The sequence below is a fragment of the Cytobacillus sp. FSL R7-0696 genome, assembly GCF_038006865.1.
GTDB classification, from domain to species: Bacteria; Bacillota; Bacilli; order Bacillales; family Cytobacillaceae; genus Cytobacillus; species Cytobacillus kochii.
In genome coordinates, this window is the sequence record NZ_JBBOWA010000001.1 from 1,324,053 (window position 1) to 1,341,132 (window position 17,080).

The following is a 17,080-nucleotide window of genomic DNA, read 5'->3' on the forward strand; positions in this document are numbered from 1 at the left end:
TCAATATATTGATTTAACTGATTTGTTCTTTTGCATCTGTTTTTTTCAACCAATGAATGCTTAATTCTTTTGGTAAGGTCTTGTTCGATTGCCATTCTACTTCTTCTTTGCTAAGGACTTTGACTGTATGCATATCCCCTTGGCAATTCACTTCATATTCACCAAGTGCAGGTAGAGTATAAAAAGGTTTAACCCAGTACGTGCTACCGTTCCTTTGCAACTTCACTTGATACGGCCTACCAAGAAGCGCATGTGCTAAATCTACTTCCCCCTGCTGTAAACAGCTGCGGATATAAGAGGAACTAATTTTCAACCCATTTCTGCTCAATTTTGAAACAGATGTTGTCGTTATTTGATAGCCTGAATCAGTTGCTAATCTGGCCATATGTCCGACTCCCTTGTTACCATAATGAAAGTCGAAACCAGCAACTGCATGTTTCACGCCAAGTGTGAGTAAATATTGCTTAACAAATGCTTCTGGGGAGAGGCTAGCAAATGCATGATTAAAAGGAACGACATAGAAAAGATCGACACCAAGAGAACTCATTCTCTTTTTCTTTTCCTCTAATGGCATTAAATAAGGAAAGTCAGATCGCTTCATTAACACCGTTTTCGGATGAGGAAAGAAACTCATGATTGCTAGTGGCAGGTTGCGTTTATTTGCTTCCACCTTTGCTTGGCGAATGACTTCTTGATGACCAATGTGAAGGCCATCGAAAAATCCGAGCGCCATCACACATGATTCTATATTTTTACCTAATACGCCATGGAGCTCTTCCTCATTTAAGACGATGGTTTTCATCTGACTTCCCTCCTTTATTGTTAAGAAATTGGCTCTTCTACTGCTATCATTGAACGGTATTTGCCGTTAAAGAATAATAATGGATCTTTTTCTTCTAAATACACATCCTTCACCCGACCAATAAATAACGTATGGTCACCTTCTACATGTGTGGCCGATACTTCACATGCCATTTGTGCCACTGCCCCGTCAATGACCGGCATGTCATTTAATCTAGCGAATGACACTTCCTTTGTTTCCTTTAACTGTCCAGCAAAATTCATTGACAGCTCTTTTTGATCATCAGCCAAAATATTGACGGTGAATATCCCACTATCTTTAATTTTCGAAAGGATATTCGCTCGCTCCCCAATAGAGATAACGATTAATTTAGGATCAAGTGATACCGACATAAAAGCATTAGCCGTCATCCCATGAACATTTCCATTTGTTTCGGTTGCAATCACCGTTACGCCGGTGGCAAATTTACTCATTGCATTTCTAAATAAACGATCATCCATCTTTACCTCTCCTTTCATTAACCTCTGACGCCACTCTCAAATCCAAATAGGTCTTGCCCGTAAGCAGCAACAGAATCTTCATAAAGTGATGTTTTATGTGTAGCCACAGATAAAATATCGCGGATAAACATTTCTAAAGTCCCACCTTTATACAGTGCAGCACCACCAAGTGTTAACATGGCACGAACAGCAATATCTGTACAAAGCTTTATAATTTTAGTTCTAATGGCAAAAAACTCCCCGAGTGGTGCCATTTCGCCATCCTTGTCGTAATTTTCTAATAAAGAAATGTATTGAGCCATCAACCCTTTTGCTGCATGCAAATCGGTAGAAATTTCTGCTATTACACGTTGACTTCGAGGGGACTCACTTTCTCTCATCCCATCCATCAAACGAACACGCTTTTCAGTTAACACTTTAAACTCTTCAATCACTCTTTCCGCACCACCGATAGCAATCGCTGGGAATCCAATATAAAATGCCGGATAAAATGGCACATGATAAAACGGATAACTTTTATCATAATCTTCTTCTGGTGGCCTTCTTGTTGATTCCGCTTTTTCTAAATCGAGAATACGCTCTTTCGGTACGTACACATTATCTGCAATAATTTGGTTACTTCCCGTCCCTCTTAATCCAAAAGTATCCCAATTTTTAACGATTTCAACCTCAGATGTTTTCAAAATGGGTAGGCAGACTACTGGTTTATCACGTCCTGGTAATTGAACTTTCACCCCTACGCCAACCCAATCACTATGAAGAATGCCACTGACAAAATTCCATTTCCCACTAATTCTTAATCCATCTCCATCAGGTTCTGCTGTACCTAATGCTGCAAAGATATCTGCAATCAATCCACCTTGATTGACTACTTCATCTCTTCCTGCTTTCGGTAAATAAGATGGTAATGAATTGTGTAAAGGGTAAAGGAAGGTTAACCAAGCAGCAGAAAGATTATAATTTGCCACCTTTTGAATCACTTTTGCAAAGGTAGATAAACTCGCTTGTGGCCCACCATATTCCCTCGGTAACATCATCCTTGAGATTTGTGTTTCTTTTATCAAATTCACGACATTTGCTGAAACCGTGGCATTCTTATCAGCCTCATGCGCTTCTTCTTCAGCGAGCATACCAATCTTCTCGGCTCCCTGTAATAGCGCTTCTTCCGTTATATTATCCACCGTATTAACATTCATTGTTACTCACCCCGTTTATAGAATATAAAAACAATTAATTTGATATCGCTTACATTGATGATTCGAAATTTTCTTTTAATTAAGTTTCTACTGTTAGTGTAGTGAAAAATGAAAATTCAAACTAGAACAAAAACTGTTCATGATTTTTGATTTTTTCGTCTTTATTTGTTCATGTCGGAAAACTTTTTCACAAAATAACTGGCGTAAAATGAAAAAGAAGCGTTCAAATGAAGAACGCTTCTTTTTTGTGATTTTATGAAAATATCGTCTAATCATACAGAGAGGAGTTGCTGTGATAATCAACTATTAATTTCCATTGGGCCCCTAGTAGAGGATTCTTTTTTGTGATGCTCTCGACTCTGGAATCTTTCCTGGCAGCCTCGATGAATGTACAAAAACAAATATCTGCTATATACATTTTAACTCACAACTTTACTTGTTTTTCTTGTACCATTTTGCGCGTAAACACGTCTTGCACGCAGTTCTTTACCTTTTACATCCTTATCAGTCGCGGTTTCCTCTTTTATGCTACTTATCTTTGTGTTTTTGCTCAGATTAGTCGCGATTCCCTCTTTTAACCTACTTATCTTTGTGTTTTTGCTCGGATTAGTCGCGATTTCCTCTTTTTCTCTACTTATCTTTGTGTTTTTGCTCAGATCAGTCGCGATTTCCTCTTTTAACCTACTTATCTTTGTGTTTCCGCTCTGATTAGTCGCGATTTCTCCTTTTTCGCTACTTATCTTTGTGTTTTTGCTCAGATCAGTCGCGGTTTCCTCTTTTATGCTACTTATCTTTGTGTTTTTGTTCAGATTAGTCGCGATTTCCTCTTTTATGCAACTTATCTTTAAGTTTTGGCTCAGATTAGTCGCGATTTCCTCTTTTTCACTACTTATCTTTAAGTTTCCACTCTGATTAGTCGTGACTCTTCCTTTTACCCTACTTATCTTTGATTTTCTGGATGACTTTTGCTCATATACGCAACTTGCCCCAATTTCTCTTTCTTTTCCTATTAGTTTTTGTCCGCAAACTCAACTTCTTAAGCAGGCAGACGTTTTTTCTTTTCTGCGCCCTCTTGTAATTCTTCCTTTCACAACGCTCACAGCTCCGGTTCTAATATCAAGGAGACCATATATCAAATACCATATTTACAATCAAAGGAAAGAAACAAGCAAAGCAATAATAGGAAAAAAAACAAAAAACCCATTTAACCCTTGCAAAAAAATAATGAGCGGGCTCATGCTATTTTTGTTTCTAATATAAAAGAAAGAAATGATAGCTAAAATGGGGGTGAGTAATCCAAAGATGCCATAGACCTTACCCGTTGTGTCTAAAAGCTCTTGAATAATTAAAGAAGTAAGAACGATATTTACTAACAACAACAATAAAGGAATAAGCATTTTCTGTGCTTTGTACTGCTCCACCTCTATCACCATCCTTATCAGGTCTCTTTCAACTAATGAAAAACAGCCACAAAAAAAGCAGACCTATTATCATATAAAGAAGCTTATATTTACCTTTTTGTATCCAGGCTTCTATCGAATCTAGTAGAAAACTAAAAGCAAGTATGAAATATAACCAACCTGATATAAAGAGTTCAGTGTTTTTGATTCCTATCAAGATATAGAATAATAGCAAAAAAGCGAGAATGAACCGTAGTATCATAAAAGCCTTGATAGGTTCTTCTTTACTTTTTTCAAAAAACAAACCCATATCCTTCACCGTCTCTCAAGTTTTTTTAATTCCTTATTCCGACGTTTCAAAAAATAATATATAAGCAAGCCTCCGATTAAGAAAAAGAATAGTGAGCCCCAAACCCCCCTTGATAAACTAGCGAAAAAATAGAAAAACACCGCATTCACTAACATCCAAAATGTAAAAAGGATAGAAAAAACCAAACCTCTCATAGTCTTATTTGCCCTTTTTGCTAACAACCAAATTCCTACAATACATTGCAATAATATAAAACCAATGATTGAACTCATCCAATAATTATAAACTAACACTACTCCACACCATTTTCTAAGATGGCAAAGGAGCCAAGATCAGCATCAATCTGAGCAGTTGCCCCATAAGGCAAAATAAATTTTGGTTCCGTATGTCCGAAATTCAAGTTATAAAGGACCGGTACATCAGTTAAACCGTATTCCTGTAAAACGGTTAATATCACCATCTTGTATTCTTCATAGAATGCTTCATCATAAGGCTTAGCAAATACGATTCCATTTGCTGCTCTTAATATCCCTTGCGCTGCATAATTCCTGAGCCAATACTTCACATAATCAGGGGCCGTCTTATCTTCGGACGTTTCAAAAAACAAAATACTACCTTGCCAATACTCTTTCTCTGGCCAAAGACTGGTTTGCTTAGCAAACTCCAGCACTTCAATACAGCCGCCAATTAACGAGCCTTGTACCTTACCTCTTCCTTGCAGGACCTCATAGCCGTTATTCTTATTCATTTTTCGCCGCTTCTCTTTATTGACTTCTATCCACTCAAGCCTCTCACTCGTCCAATGTGGAGCAGGCGTCAGTTCACCAATTGTAGAAGAGGAAAATAGTGTACGTTCGATGCTTTCAACGGTGTACGGATCCATCTCAACATTCTCGGCAAAATCTGTTAAAATCGCAGGTCCATAGAAAGACGATAGCCCTGCTTTGTGACAGAATAAATGAGTAATCGTGACATCTGAATAGCCCATAAAAATTTTAGGATTTTCTTTTATCACATCAAAATCAATATAGGGCAGCAAGCGAATACTGTCTTCTCCACCAATATTGGCAATAATGGCTTTAATACTATGGTCAGAAAAAGCTGCCATTAAGTCTTCGGCGCGCGCTTCGGGATGTTGATATAAATAATCTGCCCCCTTCAGGCTGTGCGGCATTGCGACGACTTCTAGTCCAAATACTTCTTCAAGCCGCCTTACCCCTTGTTCATAACGCCACCTAATTTCTTCTTCACCTGCACCTCCCCATGAAGGACTCACCGTTGCTACTCGGTCACCTCTTTGCAATCTTTGTGGTTTTCTTAACATATATATCCCCCCATCTGTTATATCCAACGTGCAAACCAAGCTACATAGTAAGCAGCAGGCAAGAATATGATTTGCGCTGCCAACGTGCCAACAAACTTAGAACTAACCATTGTTAATGAATAACTTTTCAAATAAATATATTTGCTTGGGTTAGTTACCACCCTATCAGCTAATACTGAAGCTTTTGGGTCAATAAATAATGTCAGAATAATTGTTGCTACACCGTTTATGATACCCGACGACATTAACGCTGCTTGCGCATACTCTGGTGCAATAATGGAAGCATAGATAGATGATAGCACCCCTGTCGTAAACACCGCTGTGACAATTACATTCAAGCAAAATAAGCGCTTAGGAATGGTTTGTAACGTAATTCCTTTTAAATAATAGAAACGAGGGATTCTAATACATGAAAGCATACGCTTGATTCCTCGTAAGTTAGTATTTTTCTTTACTAATGCGGGGATTGAGCCCCGCTGTTCTGACATTTGCACGATTGCCTTTGAAAATATCAAAATAAATGTAGGGAAGAGCAACATGCCTAGCAATACACCTATTGAAGTAACACCTATTAACAGGCGGTACTGTTCTTCAATGAACTTCATGACATTCCCTTCAGGTGCTGCATTAATCAACTTTGCCGTCATCGGTTGCTGAATCATCGTCGAAAATCGTGAGACAATCACTAATGTACTAAACAATGAGATTGCTGTAGCAATCAACCTTACTCTTGTTCCAGCAATCCTAGTCGAGTAAGCTAAAGTCTCTACTAATGTAACGATTAATAGAAAACATGCGATCAAAAGTAATTTTGCTGTGATCAATTCTGTCATTAACTTGTTCACTCCAGCTTTTTATATTAAAAGCAATTATAAATCAAGTGGGATAAATTAACAATAATAAATACCATCCTTTTCCTTTTGTATTTGGGCATAAGAAAAACGCTCCTTCCACTAGAAGCAGCGCATTTCCGTTAAGGCATTTCCTGTATCTCTGTTTCAAATGTTGAAAAAGCAAAGATACCAAGTAACGCAAATAATATCCATATGACCGTAAGAATGATACCTATAATACCAAAGATAAGACCGGCCGTTGCTAGCGATTTCCCTTTTTCTCCAGTTTGGAGGATTTCTTTTGCTGACAACCTTCCAAAAACAATACTAATAACCCCTAATAAGATGCCGATAAATGGAACGAGCAATGAGAGAATCCCTAGGGTCAGGGAAACCACTGCTTTCGTATTTGTTTTTTGTTGTTCCATTCTTTCCCTCCTATTCCATAAACCTAAATAAATCGCCTAAAATAATTTCATCAGATAACTTAAGTTCTTTACGTACCGTTTCTAGATAAGTTTCACAGTTTTCTTCTTCAGTTAGTGATTCAGTATTCATGCTGTAACAAGCATTGTTAAGATAAGCGTATTCACTAGCTACCATACTGCCATCACGAAAGACAACAGGTTTATTAGGATCTCTCGTAAAGAGGTTTTCACTAAAATTTGTTCTTTTCTCCTCATCAATACCCATTAGTTCGAGGATAGTCGCATGAATATCAATTTCGCCACCGATGGTTTCAAATATCGCACCTTCTTGGCCAGGTATATGAATAATAAGAGGAATTTGCTGCAATTGAAGATGATTAATCGGCGTTTCCGATTGATCTAATAACTCATGCACGCCTTCTTCAAATTCTTGAGAAATCCCATAATGATCACCATAGATAACGAAAATGGTGTCTTCATACATCCCTTCTTTTTTTAACAAATCAAAGAATCTTTCAATCGCTGCATCTTCATAATTAACCGTTGTCACATAACGATTAACAACGTCAACCGACGTATCAGCAGGAGGTATTCGTTGGTCCTCATTTTCTAATAAAAAAGGAAAATGATTTGTTAATGTAAGGAAACTAGCCATATAAGGTTCCGTCAGCGTTGAAAGATGTGTGATTGATTGTTCAAAAAAAGGAATATCTTTAATACCATAGTTTACGGAATTCTCTTCTGTAATATGATAGTCCTCTTGAGAAAAATATTGATTATAACCTAAGCTCGGATACATTTGCTTTCGATTCCAAAAATTAATGCTGTTACCATGGAAAGTGGCAGCGCTATAATTATTTTTTGCTTTCAATAATTTAGGTAGAGAAATAAACTCATTCTCAGGTCGTCTAACAAAGACAGAACCACTGGATAAAGGGTATAAGCCCGTATGAATCATGAATTCTGCATCTGACGTTTTTCCTTGTGCTGCTTGCTCATATATATTTGAAAAATAATAACTATCTTCTATTAAGGAGTTAAGGAATGGGGTAATTTCTTCCCCATTGACTTTACGGTTAATGACGAAATTCTGCGTAGACTCTAAGCTAATCAATACTAAATTCTTTCCCTCAGCAAGACCAAAATAGTCTGATTTAGCATCAGGCATCCCCTGTAAATAGTTAGTTACAGGTTCAACACTTTTATCACTAGCTAATACTTTCATCATTGGTGATTGCAAACTATTAATAATGTTGAACACTTGATAATTATATAGCCCTAATGACTCAACAAGCTGTTCCCTGTCATAGTTCGCTTGAAGCACGTAAGGATTTCTCAATAATGCGAGGGAAACGGTCATCATGATTAAGACCATAGTCAAGCCAACATACTTCTTTTTATGAGGCATAGCTGGTTGCCACTTTGTTTGTTTTGTTTTTCGCCATACATAAACAAAAAAGATAATATCTAAGAATAATAGCAAATCTAAAGGCGAAATTAACTCTAACGTACTTGGTCCAAGTCCACCAACATTATTTAGCTGCATAAGTACAGATACTGTTACAAAATCAATATAGAAACGATAATATAGTAAGTTCGCATATAACAAACCAATAAGCAACACATAGGCAATTAACACGCCTATCATGGAAAATCTTTTTTTGAATATAAAAGCAAGGCCCATAAGTAGCAGACTAATACCAATTGGATTAACGAGAAGGACGAGAAAGTCTAGCCATGTCTCGACGGTTAAATTGAAGCCTACCCATGTAACAACCACTACCTTTACCCATAACATGACAAAGAGTGCAGCTAGATAATGCTTACCAACCCAATTTATAAAGTTTTTCATCCCATTACCTTCCTACTATGAAAGCTGTCATAGACTTTAAGCAAGCGAATCATCGCATCCTCAACCTCTGCCTTTTTCTGTTCCCCCATTAGTGCAATCTGAAACCAGTTTCTCTCAAGCAAATAGTTGCTTTCATAACTGACATAAACCCCTACCAGCTTCAATTGATCGCCAAAATCTCTTGAACTAATTTCTGTCTTTAATTGAACAGTCAAAATACCCGGAGAATAATTTTCCCCATAAAACACTCTTAAGCCTGCCTCTACTAACTTTTGACGTACTAATTCATATAAAGCATGACTTGCAAAATGATGATTCTCTATCGCTATAGAAAGTGCATACAGCCCATTTGATGAATGTGTAAACGGAATGCTCGCCTTGGCCTGATACACACCAATATCGAGATATTTCGGTAATTGATGATGAGGCTTGATTTGTGTTTGATGAAAAACCAGCGCTAAACCAGGATAGGAACCTAAGCCTTTCCCACTAACCGCACTCGTGATATATACATTCTTTAGATGAACTGGAACAATTCCTAGCGAACTGCAAGCATCTACACATAGCTTCACATTATACTGCAGACAAAGCTGTTCCAATTCTTCTAATGGAAAAAGATAACCTGTAGATGTTTCACAGTGTACAGTCCAAATCCAGCCAATATCTCGATTGTCCCGTAACATGTTCTCTACTTCGCTTATATCTATAGGTGCGTTCCATGGTTTCTCAACTGTCGCAAAAGGTAATTTGAAACGCTTACCATGCTCAATGAGCCGGTACCCAAATTCACCGTTTGCTAAAATGAGCCCCTTCTCATTTACTATTGATAAATGGGCAGCAACCATATCATTTGCCATTGTTCCTGTACCAACAGCTATTTCGACTTCATTAGCATTAGTTAATGCGCAAAGCTTCTTTTTTAGCTGGCTCAACATGGAGCTTACTTCATGAGAACGGTGGGACACTGGCTCTCTCCCCCACGCCTCCTTTACCTTATCTGCGATCGAAACTGGACCAGGAAGGAAAAAATGTCCATGCTCTTTCGCGTTCCGCCTCAGCATTTTTTGAAAAAGCTTAGATGCTGCCTCGAAACTTTGTTTTGTTAAATACATTGGTTGGTATGGCGCTTCCTTTGTACCTACCAAAGGACCAAAGGGGCGGAATCCAAGATGTCTATATAACTTTGTCTGTCTTAATGTTCCAGAAATGATTGCCATTGTATAATGCTCTTCAAGACAGAAATCAACTAACGCTTTGCTTAACTCGTAAAATACGCGACTCCCACGATAAGGTGTTTTGATAGATAATAACCGTATCTCACATAAGGTTTCGTTCGGTGGCAGGTACGCGTCTAATTGATCAAGCTTTTCGTCTAATGAAAATGGTCTCGTCCCTTTTACAGCAATCATACCCACGACTTCATCTTCTTTTTTAGCGATAATATATGTATTGGCATCATGAAAGCGATCAACTAATTTTCTTTGTTCATTCACTCTATGTTGCGGTATTTCCTCTACAAATGTTTCATAGTTTAATTGATGAATCTGCTCCAGTTCAGAACTTTGATCTGCACGCTTATAAACAATTGCTGTCATCATTCCACTCCTCCACTTCTATGCAGCCTTACAATAATGAATAGCATAAAAAAGTATGCCGCCGCTAACATCCAACTACTTTTTATCATAAGTAGAATAGGCATGATAAAAAAACTAGTTAGTGTAGGGATAGTCAACTTCTTTGTAATGATATATAGCAGGAGAATGAGTCCTCCGACGATCAGTAAACCCATTGGCAACAAAACCAATGAGACAGCTAGATAGACAACGATTCCCTTTCCCCCATGAAACTGTAATTGCACTGGCCAGATATGACCACATAAGATGGCTACCACAACGCAAGCGAGTACTAGATTACTAGCTTCCCCCAAATAAATGACTACTAACAAAGGGAAAATGGTTTTGAGTGCATCAATAATTACGGTATACACAAAAGCTTTCCTACCCATCACTCTACCGGCATTACGTGCACCTGCATTACCACTTCCCTTTACTCTTATATCCTCACCATATAAAAATTGACCAATATAATAGGCCCCATTTAAACAACCACAAGCATACGCAAAAAGAACCCATAAAACCAAATTCAGGAAGGGTCACCTCTCTTTTTTAACATAACTACATCCCTCATATCTTAACATTATTATCCAATGTGTAGGAATACCCTAAATGTCATTTTTTACATAGGTTTTAAAATATAAAAAAGACTCAAGCCACCAATCATTTAGAGTCTCGAGCCTTTTCATTCCATTTTCATTTACTTAATTTAAATCAACTGCTTTTTGAGAAGCTTTCATTTGTTCAGCGATGTCACTAATGAAGGTTTGCTCCAGCTGTTTCACCATTTGCTCTTCTGCTCTAAGCATTGCCTGCTCAATTAAACAGCCTTCATTATGTGGGTGGTCGTGATCAAGTGAACAGTGAAACAGTTGATTACTTCCTTCTATCGCTTGGATCACTTGTAAAAATGAAATATCTCCATTACGCTTCACTATACGGTAACCACCTTTTGCTCCGGGTGTGGATTCAATTAACCCCGCTTTTACCAGCTTTGTTAATATTTTCGATAAATAAGTCGGCGATAGATCTTGCACTTTTGCTAACACGTCCACTCCGACAGATTCACCTTTTGGAGCCAAGTATAAGAAAGCCATTGTGTGTAAACCATAATTCGTCGCACTTGAATATTTCATTTTTACTACTCCTTTTTTCTAAAAATCTTCGGCTAATAAATCACTCACAACAGCAATGCCAGCTCTACTTCCGTCACTAGCCGCAAATATAAGTTGAGCCATTGGCATTGTTGATGTGTCACCACTAGCATAAACACCTTCTATATTTGTTCTACCAAATTCGTCTGTGATAATGCCACCATTTTCATTCACTTTACAACCTATTATATCAGCTAAAGGAGAAGCTTGCTTTGACATCATCCCAACAAATCCACCATTCCTTTCTAATCTTTCCCCATTTGTAAAGACAACTTCTTGTAATTGTCCCTCTTCACCATGTAAATAAGCAATTTCATCCTCCAATACACGGATCCCTTTCGAGGCTAACAGTTCTTTTTCTTCTCCTGTTAAAATCTTCTTCCCATTAGAGCATACAATAATATCATCACTCCAATTCGTTAGTAATTTAACCATATGGGTAATACCTTCCATCTCAGAAACAACCACGAGTTTTCTCTCCCTTAACTCCCAACCATCACAAAAAGGACAATGAAAGACACTTTTGCCATATAACTCTTTTAACCCTTTAATAGGAGGTAACTGATCCTTCACTCCTGTTGCTAAAATCACTTTTCTCGATTGTATCAGATTGCCTGAGCTTGTCTTAATGAGGAATATATTGTTTTCTTTTTTAAGCCCCGTCACCTTTTCTGTCTTTAATGAAATGCTTGGATATTTCTGAAGATCTTCTTTTGCTAAACGTTTAAATTCAGCTGGTGCAATTCCATCTCGTGTAATAAAACCATGTGATTCATGTGTAACACTATTTCTCGGTTTATCTTCATCAAAAAGCACGATATTTTTTCTTGCTCTCCCTAATACAAGTGCCGCATTCATACCTGCTGGACCGCCACCAATAATCACACAATCTAACATTGTATTACTCACTCTCCTATATAAATATATTATAGACCTTTAATATCTATAATAAGGAGTATACCGATTAAAAACAAGGAAAACAACTCACACTTTAGAGTAAAGACTTTTTAGTAGATAAAAATTAATAGCATTTGTTGGCGATATACTCTCGTTATATGTACACTTATGTTCATAATAAAAAGTGCTCACCAGAAGATGAGCACTCTCTTATTACTTTTATTAATCATCTAGTTCAACTTTTAGTACTTTACCAGTTAAAGCATCAATTTTTATTTCTGCTTCTTGTTTGCCTTCTAATTCAATATCGTAAATAAGTATCCCATTATCGTGATCAAGTTGCAGTTCACTGAACTCTCCGTCTGCTTCTTTTTCAGCTAATTGAATGGCATCACTTGCCGAGAAAAGCTTTTGATCCAGTGTAATTTCTTCGTCCTGCTCATCTTCTTTCTCTGATTTCACTTTAAGCACTTCACCAGTATTTGCATTTAACTCTACATCTGTTTCAGTACCATTCCCTTGTAGCTCTACATTATATACGAGATTTCCTCTTTCCCACTCTAATTCAACATCAGTTACTTTTCCTTTCCCTTCCTCTTTTGCTTTCTTGATTGCTTCTTCAATTGAAAGGGTTCCTTCATTTGTATTGCTTGTTTGTTTTTGTTTCACTTCTTCACCATTTGTTACCGTTGCTTTTGGGGCATCATCATTGGCAAATGTGGTTGCAGCAAAAACGCCTCCTAATGTAATAGCTCCTGCTAATAAACCTACTCCTACTTTTTTCATTTTAATTTCCTCCTGTTTGTTATGTCTATACTGTTATATTAAACAGCTATCATGAGATAAAATTGTGAGGAAGATTAAAATAAGATTAGAATTCACTTCTTTTTCATTAATCCCAAGTCACAGTTGATTCGCCTGTAATGGCATTCACTTCAACTAAAGCCTCTTTTTCATCACCCGTTTCAATTTCGATAAGATAGAAGACATGATCCTCTTCATTTTCCAAGTCAACATCATCTACTTCGCCTTGAACAGCTTGGAGAGCAATTTCAATCGCTTCTTCTTCTGTCAGAATCGTATTTTTCGGAGGCTGTTCATTGGCTAGCTCATTTGAAAGGACTTTCCCAGTTACTGCATGTAAGGTAATTTCACGCGCTTCTCCGTCTTTGACTACTTGAGCGACAAATACTTCTTCGCCTGACTTTTCTTTTAGGTTTACTGAATCAATTTCCCCTAAAGAAGCAGTTTGCACTAATTCCTTGACTTCTTGTTCCGTTAAACGTTGCTTTTCTTCTCCTATTCTTGACATTTCTTCTATTTCACCGCTTGCACGATTAATGTGTAGTTGATACATTTGCCCCGCGCGATCGAAAGAAACGATAAACTCTTTACCTTTATTCTCTGTTTCTTGGATAACGCCTCCATATCGTTCCTCAACTATCTGCTTTACCTCGCTCTCAGCTAATTCATCCGATGGCAACACAAACGGTTTGAGCAAGAGCCAGACAATAATGATCATGATGAAAAACAACAGAATGAATCCTAAACTACTAATTACCTTCTTCTTCATTTTCTCATCACTCCTGACTTTGCCCTTTATCAAAAAGTATTTTCACTTTCGTTCCTATTCCTAATTCGCTTTGAAGCGTTAACTCAACATCAATCGCTTCTGAGATTTCTTTTGCCAAAGATAAACCGAGTCCGCTACCATTTTTCCCCCGCTTCCTTGCGGGATCTACTTGGTAAAAGCGATCAAACACTCTCGCCTGATCAGCTTTAGAAATACCAACTCCTGTATCAATTACTTCAATAAATGTTTGCTCATTTGCCTTCCCGATAACAATTTCAATCTCATTTTCACTATATTTCCTAGCGTTATCTAAGAGGATAAACAATAGCTGCTTAAGCTTTTGCTCATCAGAAGTGACCGTCGTTTCTTTTAAGCCAGTTATTGTAATGTGGCGCTGATACGCCCTCTCAAATGAACGACTAACTTCAGAAAGGAACGGGGAGAGTGTAATCTCTTGTTTTTGTACATTCCATTCTTCGTTATTCTTCGCCAAAAGAAGCAATTGTTCAGTTAGTTCTCGCATCCTTATTGCCTCTGAGTGGATAGCTTCAACAGATTCATCGACTAAATCTTTATCTTGGTACCCTCGTCTTTTAAGCAAATTAGCATAACTTTCTATGATTGTTAATGGTGTTTTTAATTCATGAGAAGCATTAGCAATAAATTGCTTTTGTTTCTCATCATTCTCCTCAAGCAACGTAATCATATGATTGAAGGTTTCACCCATTTCCCTCAATTCGATGTCTGCATTTCGATGGAGCTCCAGCTGTTTAAATTGGCCACTATTTCTAATTTCCTTCATTGTTGCAGTTAAAGAAAGAATCGGCGTAGTAATCACGTTGCCGACAAACCTACTTGAAAGGAATACAGGTATCGTTGCAACTAGCGTTACGATAAAGAGAACGGTCTTTAATATATTTAAATTTCGATAACTTGCTTCAATATCTTTTCCTATTTGTAAGTTTGCCACTTCTCCACTAGGCAAAATCATTGGTGTTGAACTAATAACTATATGGTCGTTCTTAATAATTTCTGTCTTATCACTTGCTCCAAATTGAAAAGCCAGCTTATCTACCTTTTCATTATTCATCGAAGTGGTTGTTGTTGCTTCTCCATTTTCATGAATAATTCTTATAAACCCATCAACCGGCACATACGCCCTTAATAAGCTTCCTTGAGGTAGAGTGCCTAGGGATTGATGGAACTCAGTTAAAACCCTATTTAATTCTTCTTTCGCCTGCTCCTTCTCACCCTCTAGCGTAATGGATTGAAAAATAAAGTATATTGTAAAGTTCATTACAATGAGTAAAACAATAAATAAGACCGCAGTATATAAATGAATTCTATTTTTGATCTTCATGTTGGTTGCCTGAGGGTATAGCCCACACCTCTTACTGTTTGAATAAGCGGTTTGACATCATCCGATACTTCTAACTTCCTTCTTAAATAACGAATATACACATCAACCACATTTGTATCACCGCTGTAATCGTACCCCCACACTTTAGACAATATTTGGTCTCTTGTCAGCACTTGGCGTTCATTCTCAGCTAAATAGAGCAATAAATCGAATTCCTTAGCAGTCAACTCAATGGATTGTTCCCCTCGCATGACTTCTCTCGTCTGCTCATTCATTTTTAAATCGCTACAAGTTAACCATTTTCCTCCTTCTTCCTTACCGCCTTTTTGTTTCAATCGCAAAGCTGCTCTCACTCGTGCTAGCAATTCTTCTATTTGAAAAGGCTTGGTGACATAGTCATTCGCCCCAAAATCAAGTCCAGTTACTTTATCTTCTACTGCACCTTTAGCCGTTAGTAATATAACCGGTGTAACCGTATCATTCCCTCTAATTCTACGTAGAATTTCCATCCCACTTAAACCTGGTAGCATCACATCTAAGAGGATAAGATCCCACTCTTTTTCTCGGTAATGATTCATCGCCTCCATGCCATCATACACCTTTGTCACTTGATAACCTTCATACGTTAATTCAAGCTCTAATAAGCGTGCAATTTTTTCCTCATCCTCAACAATAAAAATCTCCTCTGCCATCCACCACGCCTCCTTTTACAGTTATTATTAACTTACCAAAAGAACATTAAAAACAAATTAAAATTTTCATTAAATAAACCTCCCTTTTTTGGAGGAGGTCTCACCATATTAATTATTCGTTCGGCTTGAGGCGTACACTATAAAATCTCATTGCCCTCGGCACACCCTTCAATTCAAAAACACCTAAGAACGCTAGCGTTCTTAAACGGTACTCAATAAACAAATCCCCAATGGGTTGGTCTAAATGTCCAATGACCTCACCAATTAGGCGGGCAGACTTCATAAATTCTTTTCCCTTTTGAAGTTCCCTTGCCTTAGCAATAATCATCTCATCTAAATAATTTTCACTGACAGGAGTTAACCTTCCTTCTTCCCATGTCCTTAAAAAGACGTCCTTCGATTGAGCAAGCGTAACCCAAAGTTCTATCCATTTTTGACGTTCATCTATTGATAAGAGGAGATAATTTCCCACATTTTTTATATATTCCATCCACTGCTCGGGCGCAAGCTCACCCGTATGTAGAATATCTTGACGTGTTAAGCTTTGCTGGTGCTCCTGATCTAAACCTATATATATTTGATTGTTTTTCTCCCGTAATAGGTAGACGGCATAGGCTATTCCTGTCTGTTCATGCGCATTTTCGCATCCCCAAATAAAAATTTTACATTGTTCGGGTAATGCCTGTAACTTCATCCAACTTTCTTCTATCCGTGGAATATAGTCAAAGATAAATTCATCTTCTAAATTAATATGTTCAAACAACCAGTCCTTGCGCTTCTCAAGACCCTCTATTTGATGCAATTGCCATAATGACCCTATCGAAAAATTAATTGGAATCGTAATGACTCTATCACTTATATTTAATTTCTCTATTGCTTGTTTTAAACTCCCCGCACTCGAATCGCTAAAAACAATATGTATATTACCTCCTTGAATAGGAGGAGTTTCCTTATCAAATGTTAACACAGCTCGATAAAACTTCTTCATGCTAGTCATATAATCCTCATCAGAGTAATTTCCTGAACGAAGCATTTCAGTATGTAATAACATTTGTAACAGTAAGGATCTTGCTTCATGATCCGATAATTTATCTACTTGCTGTTTAATTTGCAACTGCTAATCCACTCCCTATACACTTTTATTAC

17 protein-coding genes are annotated in these 17,080 nt (G+C 37.5%); all 17 read right to left on the bottom strand.

What is annotated here, in order from left to right:
- Nucleotides 1-13: 13 nt before the first annotated feature.
- The gene (locus MKX29_RS06930; RefSeq protein WP_251163013.1) at nucleotides 14-802 is read right to left on the bottom strand and encodes an FAD synthetase family protein; all 789 of its coding nucleotides are present in this window, start codon (nucleotides 800-802) and stop codon (nucleotides 14-16) included.
- Between the two features lie 20 nt (nucleotides 803-822).
- Nucleotides 823-1,302: a flavin reductase family protein gene (locus tag MKX29_RS06935; protein WP_251163014.1), complete on the bottom strand. Its 480-nt coding sequence runs from the start codon at nucleotides 1,300-1,302 to the stop codon at nucleotides 823-825.
- Nucleotides 1,303-1,319: 17 nt separating this feature from the next.
- A complete protein-coding gene (locus MKX29_RS06940; protein WP_341104766.1) occupies nucleotides 1,320-2,498 on the bottom strand; it encodes an acyl-CoA dehydrogenase family protein in 1,179 nt (392 codons plus the stop codon).
- Nucleotides 2,499-3,649: 1,151 nt separating this feature from the next.
- Complete coding sequence (locus tag MKX29_RS06945) at nucleotides 3,650-3,919, bottom strand: hypothetical protein (RefSeq protein WP_341104768.1); 270 nt, start codon at nucleotides 3,917-3,919, stop codon at nucleotides 3,650-3,652.
- Between the two features lie 581 nt (nucleotides 3,920-4,500).
- Nucleotides 4,501-5,532, bottom strand: a complete 1,032-nt coding sequence (locus MKX29_RS06950; RefSeq protein ID WP_341104770.1) for a S66 family peptidase — start codon at nucleotides 5,530-5,532, stop codon at nucleotides 4,501-4,503.
- Between the two features lie 17 nt (nucleotides 5,533-5,549).
- Nucleotides 5,550-6,365, bottom strand: coding sequence for a lipid II flippase Amj family protein (locus MKX29_RS06955; protein ID WP_341104772.1), 816 nt, complete (start codon nucleotides 6,363-6,365; stop codon nucleotides 5,550-5,552).
- A 140-nt stretch (nucleotides 6,366-6,505) separates the two neighbouring features.
- On the bottom strand, nucleotides 6,506-6,793 hold the full coding sequence (locus tag MKX29_RS06960) for a DUF4190 domain-containing protein (RefSeq protein WP_341104775.1): 288 nt from the start codon (nucleotides 6,791-6,793) through the stop codon (nucleotides 6,506-6,508).
- A gap of 10 nt (nucleotides 6,794-6,803) precedes the next feature.
- Nucleotides 6,804-8,645, bottom strand: a complete 1,842-nt coding sequence (locus tag MKX29_RS06965; RefSeq protein ID WP_281202791.1) for an LTA synthase family protein — start codon at nucleotides 8,643-8,645, stop codon at nucleotides 6,804-6,806.
- Nucleotides 8,642-10,240 (bottom strand): aminotransferase class V-fold PLP-dependent enzyme, encoded by a 1,599-nt coding sequence (locus MKX29_RS06970; RefSeq protein WP_341104778.1) that lies wholly within the window; start codon nucleotides 10,238-10,240, stop codon nucleotides 8,642-8,644. The genes MKX29_RS06965 and MKX29_RS06970 overlap by 4 nt, the downstream gene beginning before the upstream one ends.
- The gene (locus MKX29_RS06975) at nucleotides 10,240-10,785 is read right to left on the bottom strand and encodes a glycerol-3-phosphate acyltransferase (RefSeq protein ID WP_251163020.1); all 546 of its coding nucleotides are present in this window, start codon (nucleotides 10,783-10,785) and stop codon (nucleotides 10,240-10,242) included. Before MKX29_RS06975 ends, MKX29_RS06970 begins: the two co-directional genes overlap by 1 nt.
- A gap of 177 nt (nucleotides 10,786-10,962) precedes the next feature.
- Nucleotides 10,963-11,394, bottom strand: coding sequence for an RrF2 family transcriptional regulator (locus tag MKX29_RS06980; protein WP_224938250.1), 432 nt, complete (start codon nucleotides 11,392-11,394; stop codon nucleotides 10,963-10,965).
- A gap of 18 nt (nucleotides 11,395-11,412) precedes the next feature.
- Nucleotides 11,413-12,309, bottom strand: a complete 897-nt coding sequence (locus MKX29_RS06985) for an NAD(P)/FAD-dependent oxidoreductase (protein WP_224938324.1) — start codon at nucleotides 12,307-12,309, stop codon at nucleotides 11,413-11,415.
- Between the two features lie 222 nt (nucleotides 12,310-12,531).
- Complete coding sequence (locus tag MKX29_RS06990) at nucleotides 12,532-13,095, bottom strand: PepSY domain-containing protein (RefSeq protein WP_341104781.1); 564 nt, start codon at nucleotides 13,093-13,095, stop codon at nucleotides 12,532-12,534.
- A 106-nt stretch (nucleotides 13,096-13,201) separates the two neighbouring features.
- Nucleotides 13,202-13,882: a PepSY domain-containing protein gene (locus tag MKX29_RS06995; protein WP_341104783.1), complete on the bottom strand. Its 681-nt coding sequence runs from the start codon at nucleotides 13,880-13,882 to the stop codon at nucleotides 13,202-13,204.
- Nucleotides 13,883-13,889: 7 nt separating this feature from the next.
- Nucleotides 13,890-15,242 (bottom strand): sensor histidine kinase, encoded by a 1,353-nt coding sequence (locus tag MKX29_RS07000; RefSeq protein WP_341104785.1) that lies wholly within the window; start codon nucleotides 15,240-15,242, stop codon nucleotides 13,890-13,892.
- Entirely contained in the window at nucleotides 15,239-15,934 is a 696-nt protein-coding gene (locus tag MKX29_RS07005; RefSeq protein WP_341104787.1) for a response regulator transcription factor, read from the bottom strand. Before MKX29_RS07005 ends, MKX29_RS07000 begins: the two co-directional genes overlap by 4 nt.
- Before the next feature lie 112 nt (nucleotides 15,935-16,046).
- Nucleotides 16,047-17,048 (bottom strand): DUF1835 domain-containing protein, encoded by a 1,002-nt coding sequence (locus MKX29_RS07010; RefSeq protein WP_341104790.1) that lies wholly within the window; start codon nucleotides 17,046-17,048, stop codon nucleotides 16,047-16,049.
- Nucleotides 17,049-17,080 lie beyond the last annotated feature (32 nt).

Coding starts and splice junctions, on each gene's coding strand:
- MKX29_RS06930 (WP_251163013.1), bottom strand. CDS start 802: ATGAAAACCATCGTCTTAAATGAGGAAGAGCTCCATGGCGTATTAGGT.
- MKX29_RS06935 (WP_251163014.1), bottom strand. CDS start 1,302: ATGGATGATCGTTTATTTAGAAATGCAATGAGTAAATTTGCCACCGGC.
- MKX29_RS06940 (WP_341104766.1), bottom strand. CDS start 2,498: ATGAATGTTAATACGGTGGATAATATAACGGAAGAAGCGCTATTACAG.
- MKX29_RS06950 (WP_341104770.1), bottom strand. CDS start 5,532: ATGTTAAGAAAACCACAAAGATTGCAAAGAGGTGACCGAGTAGCAACG.
- MKX29_RS06955 (WP_341104772.1), bottom strand. CDS start 6,365: ATGACAGAATTGATCACAGCAAAATTACTTTTGATCGCATGTTTTCTA.
- MKX29_RS06960 (WP_341104775.1), bottom strand. CDS start 6,793: ATGGAACAACAAAAAACAAATACGAAAGCAGTGGTTTCCCTGACCCTA.
- MKX29_RS06965 (WP_281202791.1), bottom strand. CDS start 8,645: ATGAAAAACTTTATAAATTGGGTTGGTAAGCATTATCTAGCTGCACTC.
- MKX29_RS06970 (WP_341104778.1), bottom strand. CDS start 10,240: ATGACAGCAATTGTTTATAAGCGTGCAGATCAAAGTTCTGAACTGGAG.
- MKX29_RS06980 (WP_224938250.1), bottom strand. CDS start 11,394: ATGAAATATTCAAGTGCGACGAATTATGGTTTACACACAATGGCTTTC.
- MKX29_RS06985 (WP_224938324.1), bottom strand. CDS start 12,309: ATGTTAGATTGTGTGATTATTGGTGGCGGTCCAGCAGGTATGAATGCG.
- MKX29_RS06990 (WP_341104781.1), bottom strand. CDS start 13,095: ATGAAAAAAGTAGGAGTAGGTTTATTAGCAGGAGCTATTACATTAGGA.
- MKX29_RS06995 (WP_341104783.1), bottom strand. CDS start 13,882: ATGAAGAAGAAGGTAATTAGTAGTTTAGGATTCATTCTGTTGTTTTTC.
- MKX29_RS07000 (WP_341104785.1), bottom strand. CDS start 15,242: ATGAAGATCAAAAATAGAATTCATTTATATACTGCGGTCTTATTTATT.
- MKX29_RS07005 (WP_341104787.1), bottom strand. CDS start 15,934: ATGGCAGAGGAGATTTTTATTGTTGAGGATGAGGAAAAAATTGCACGC.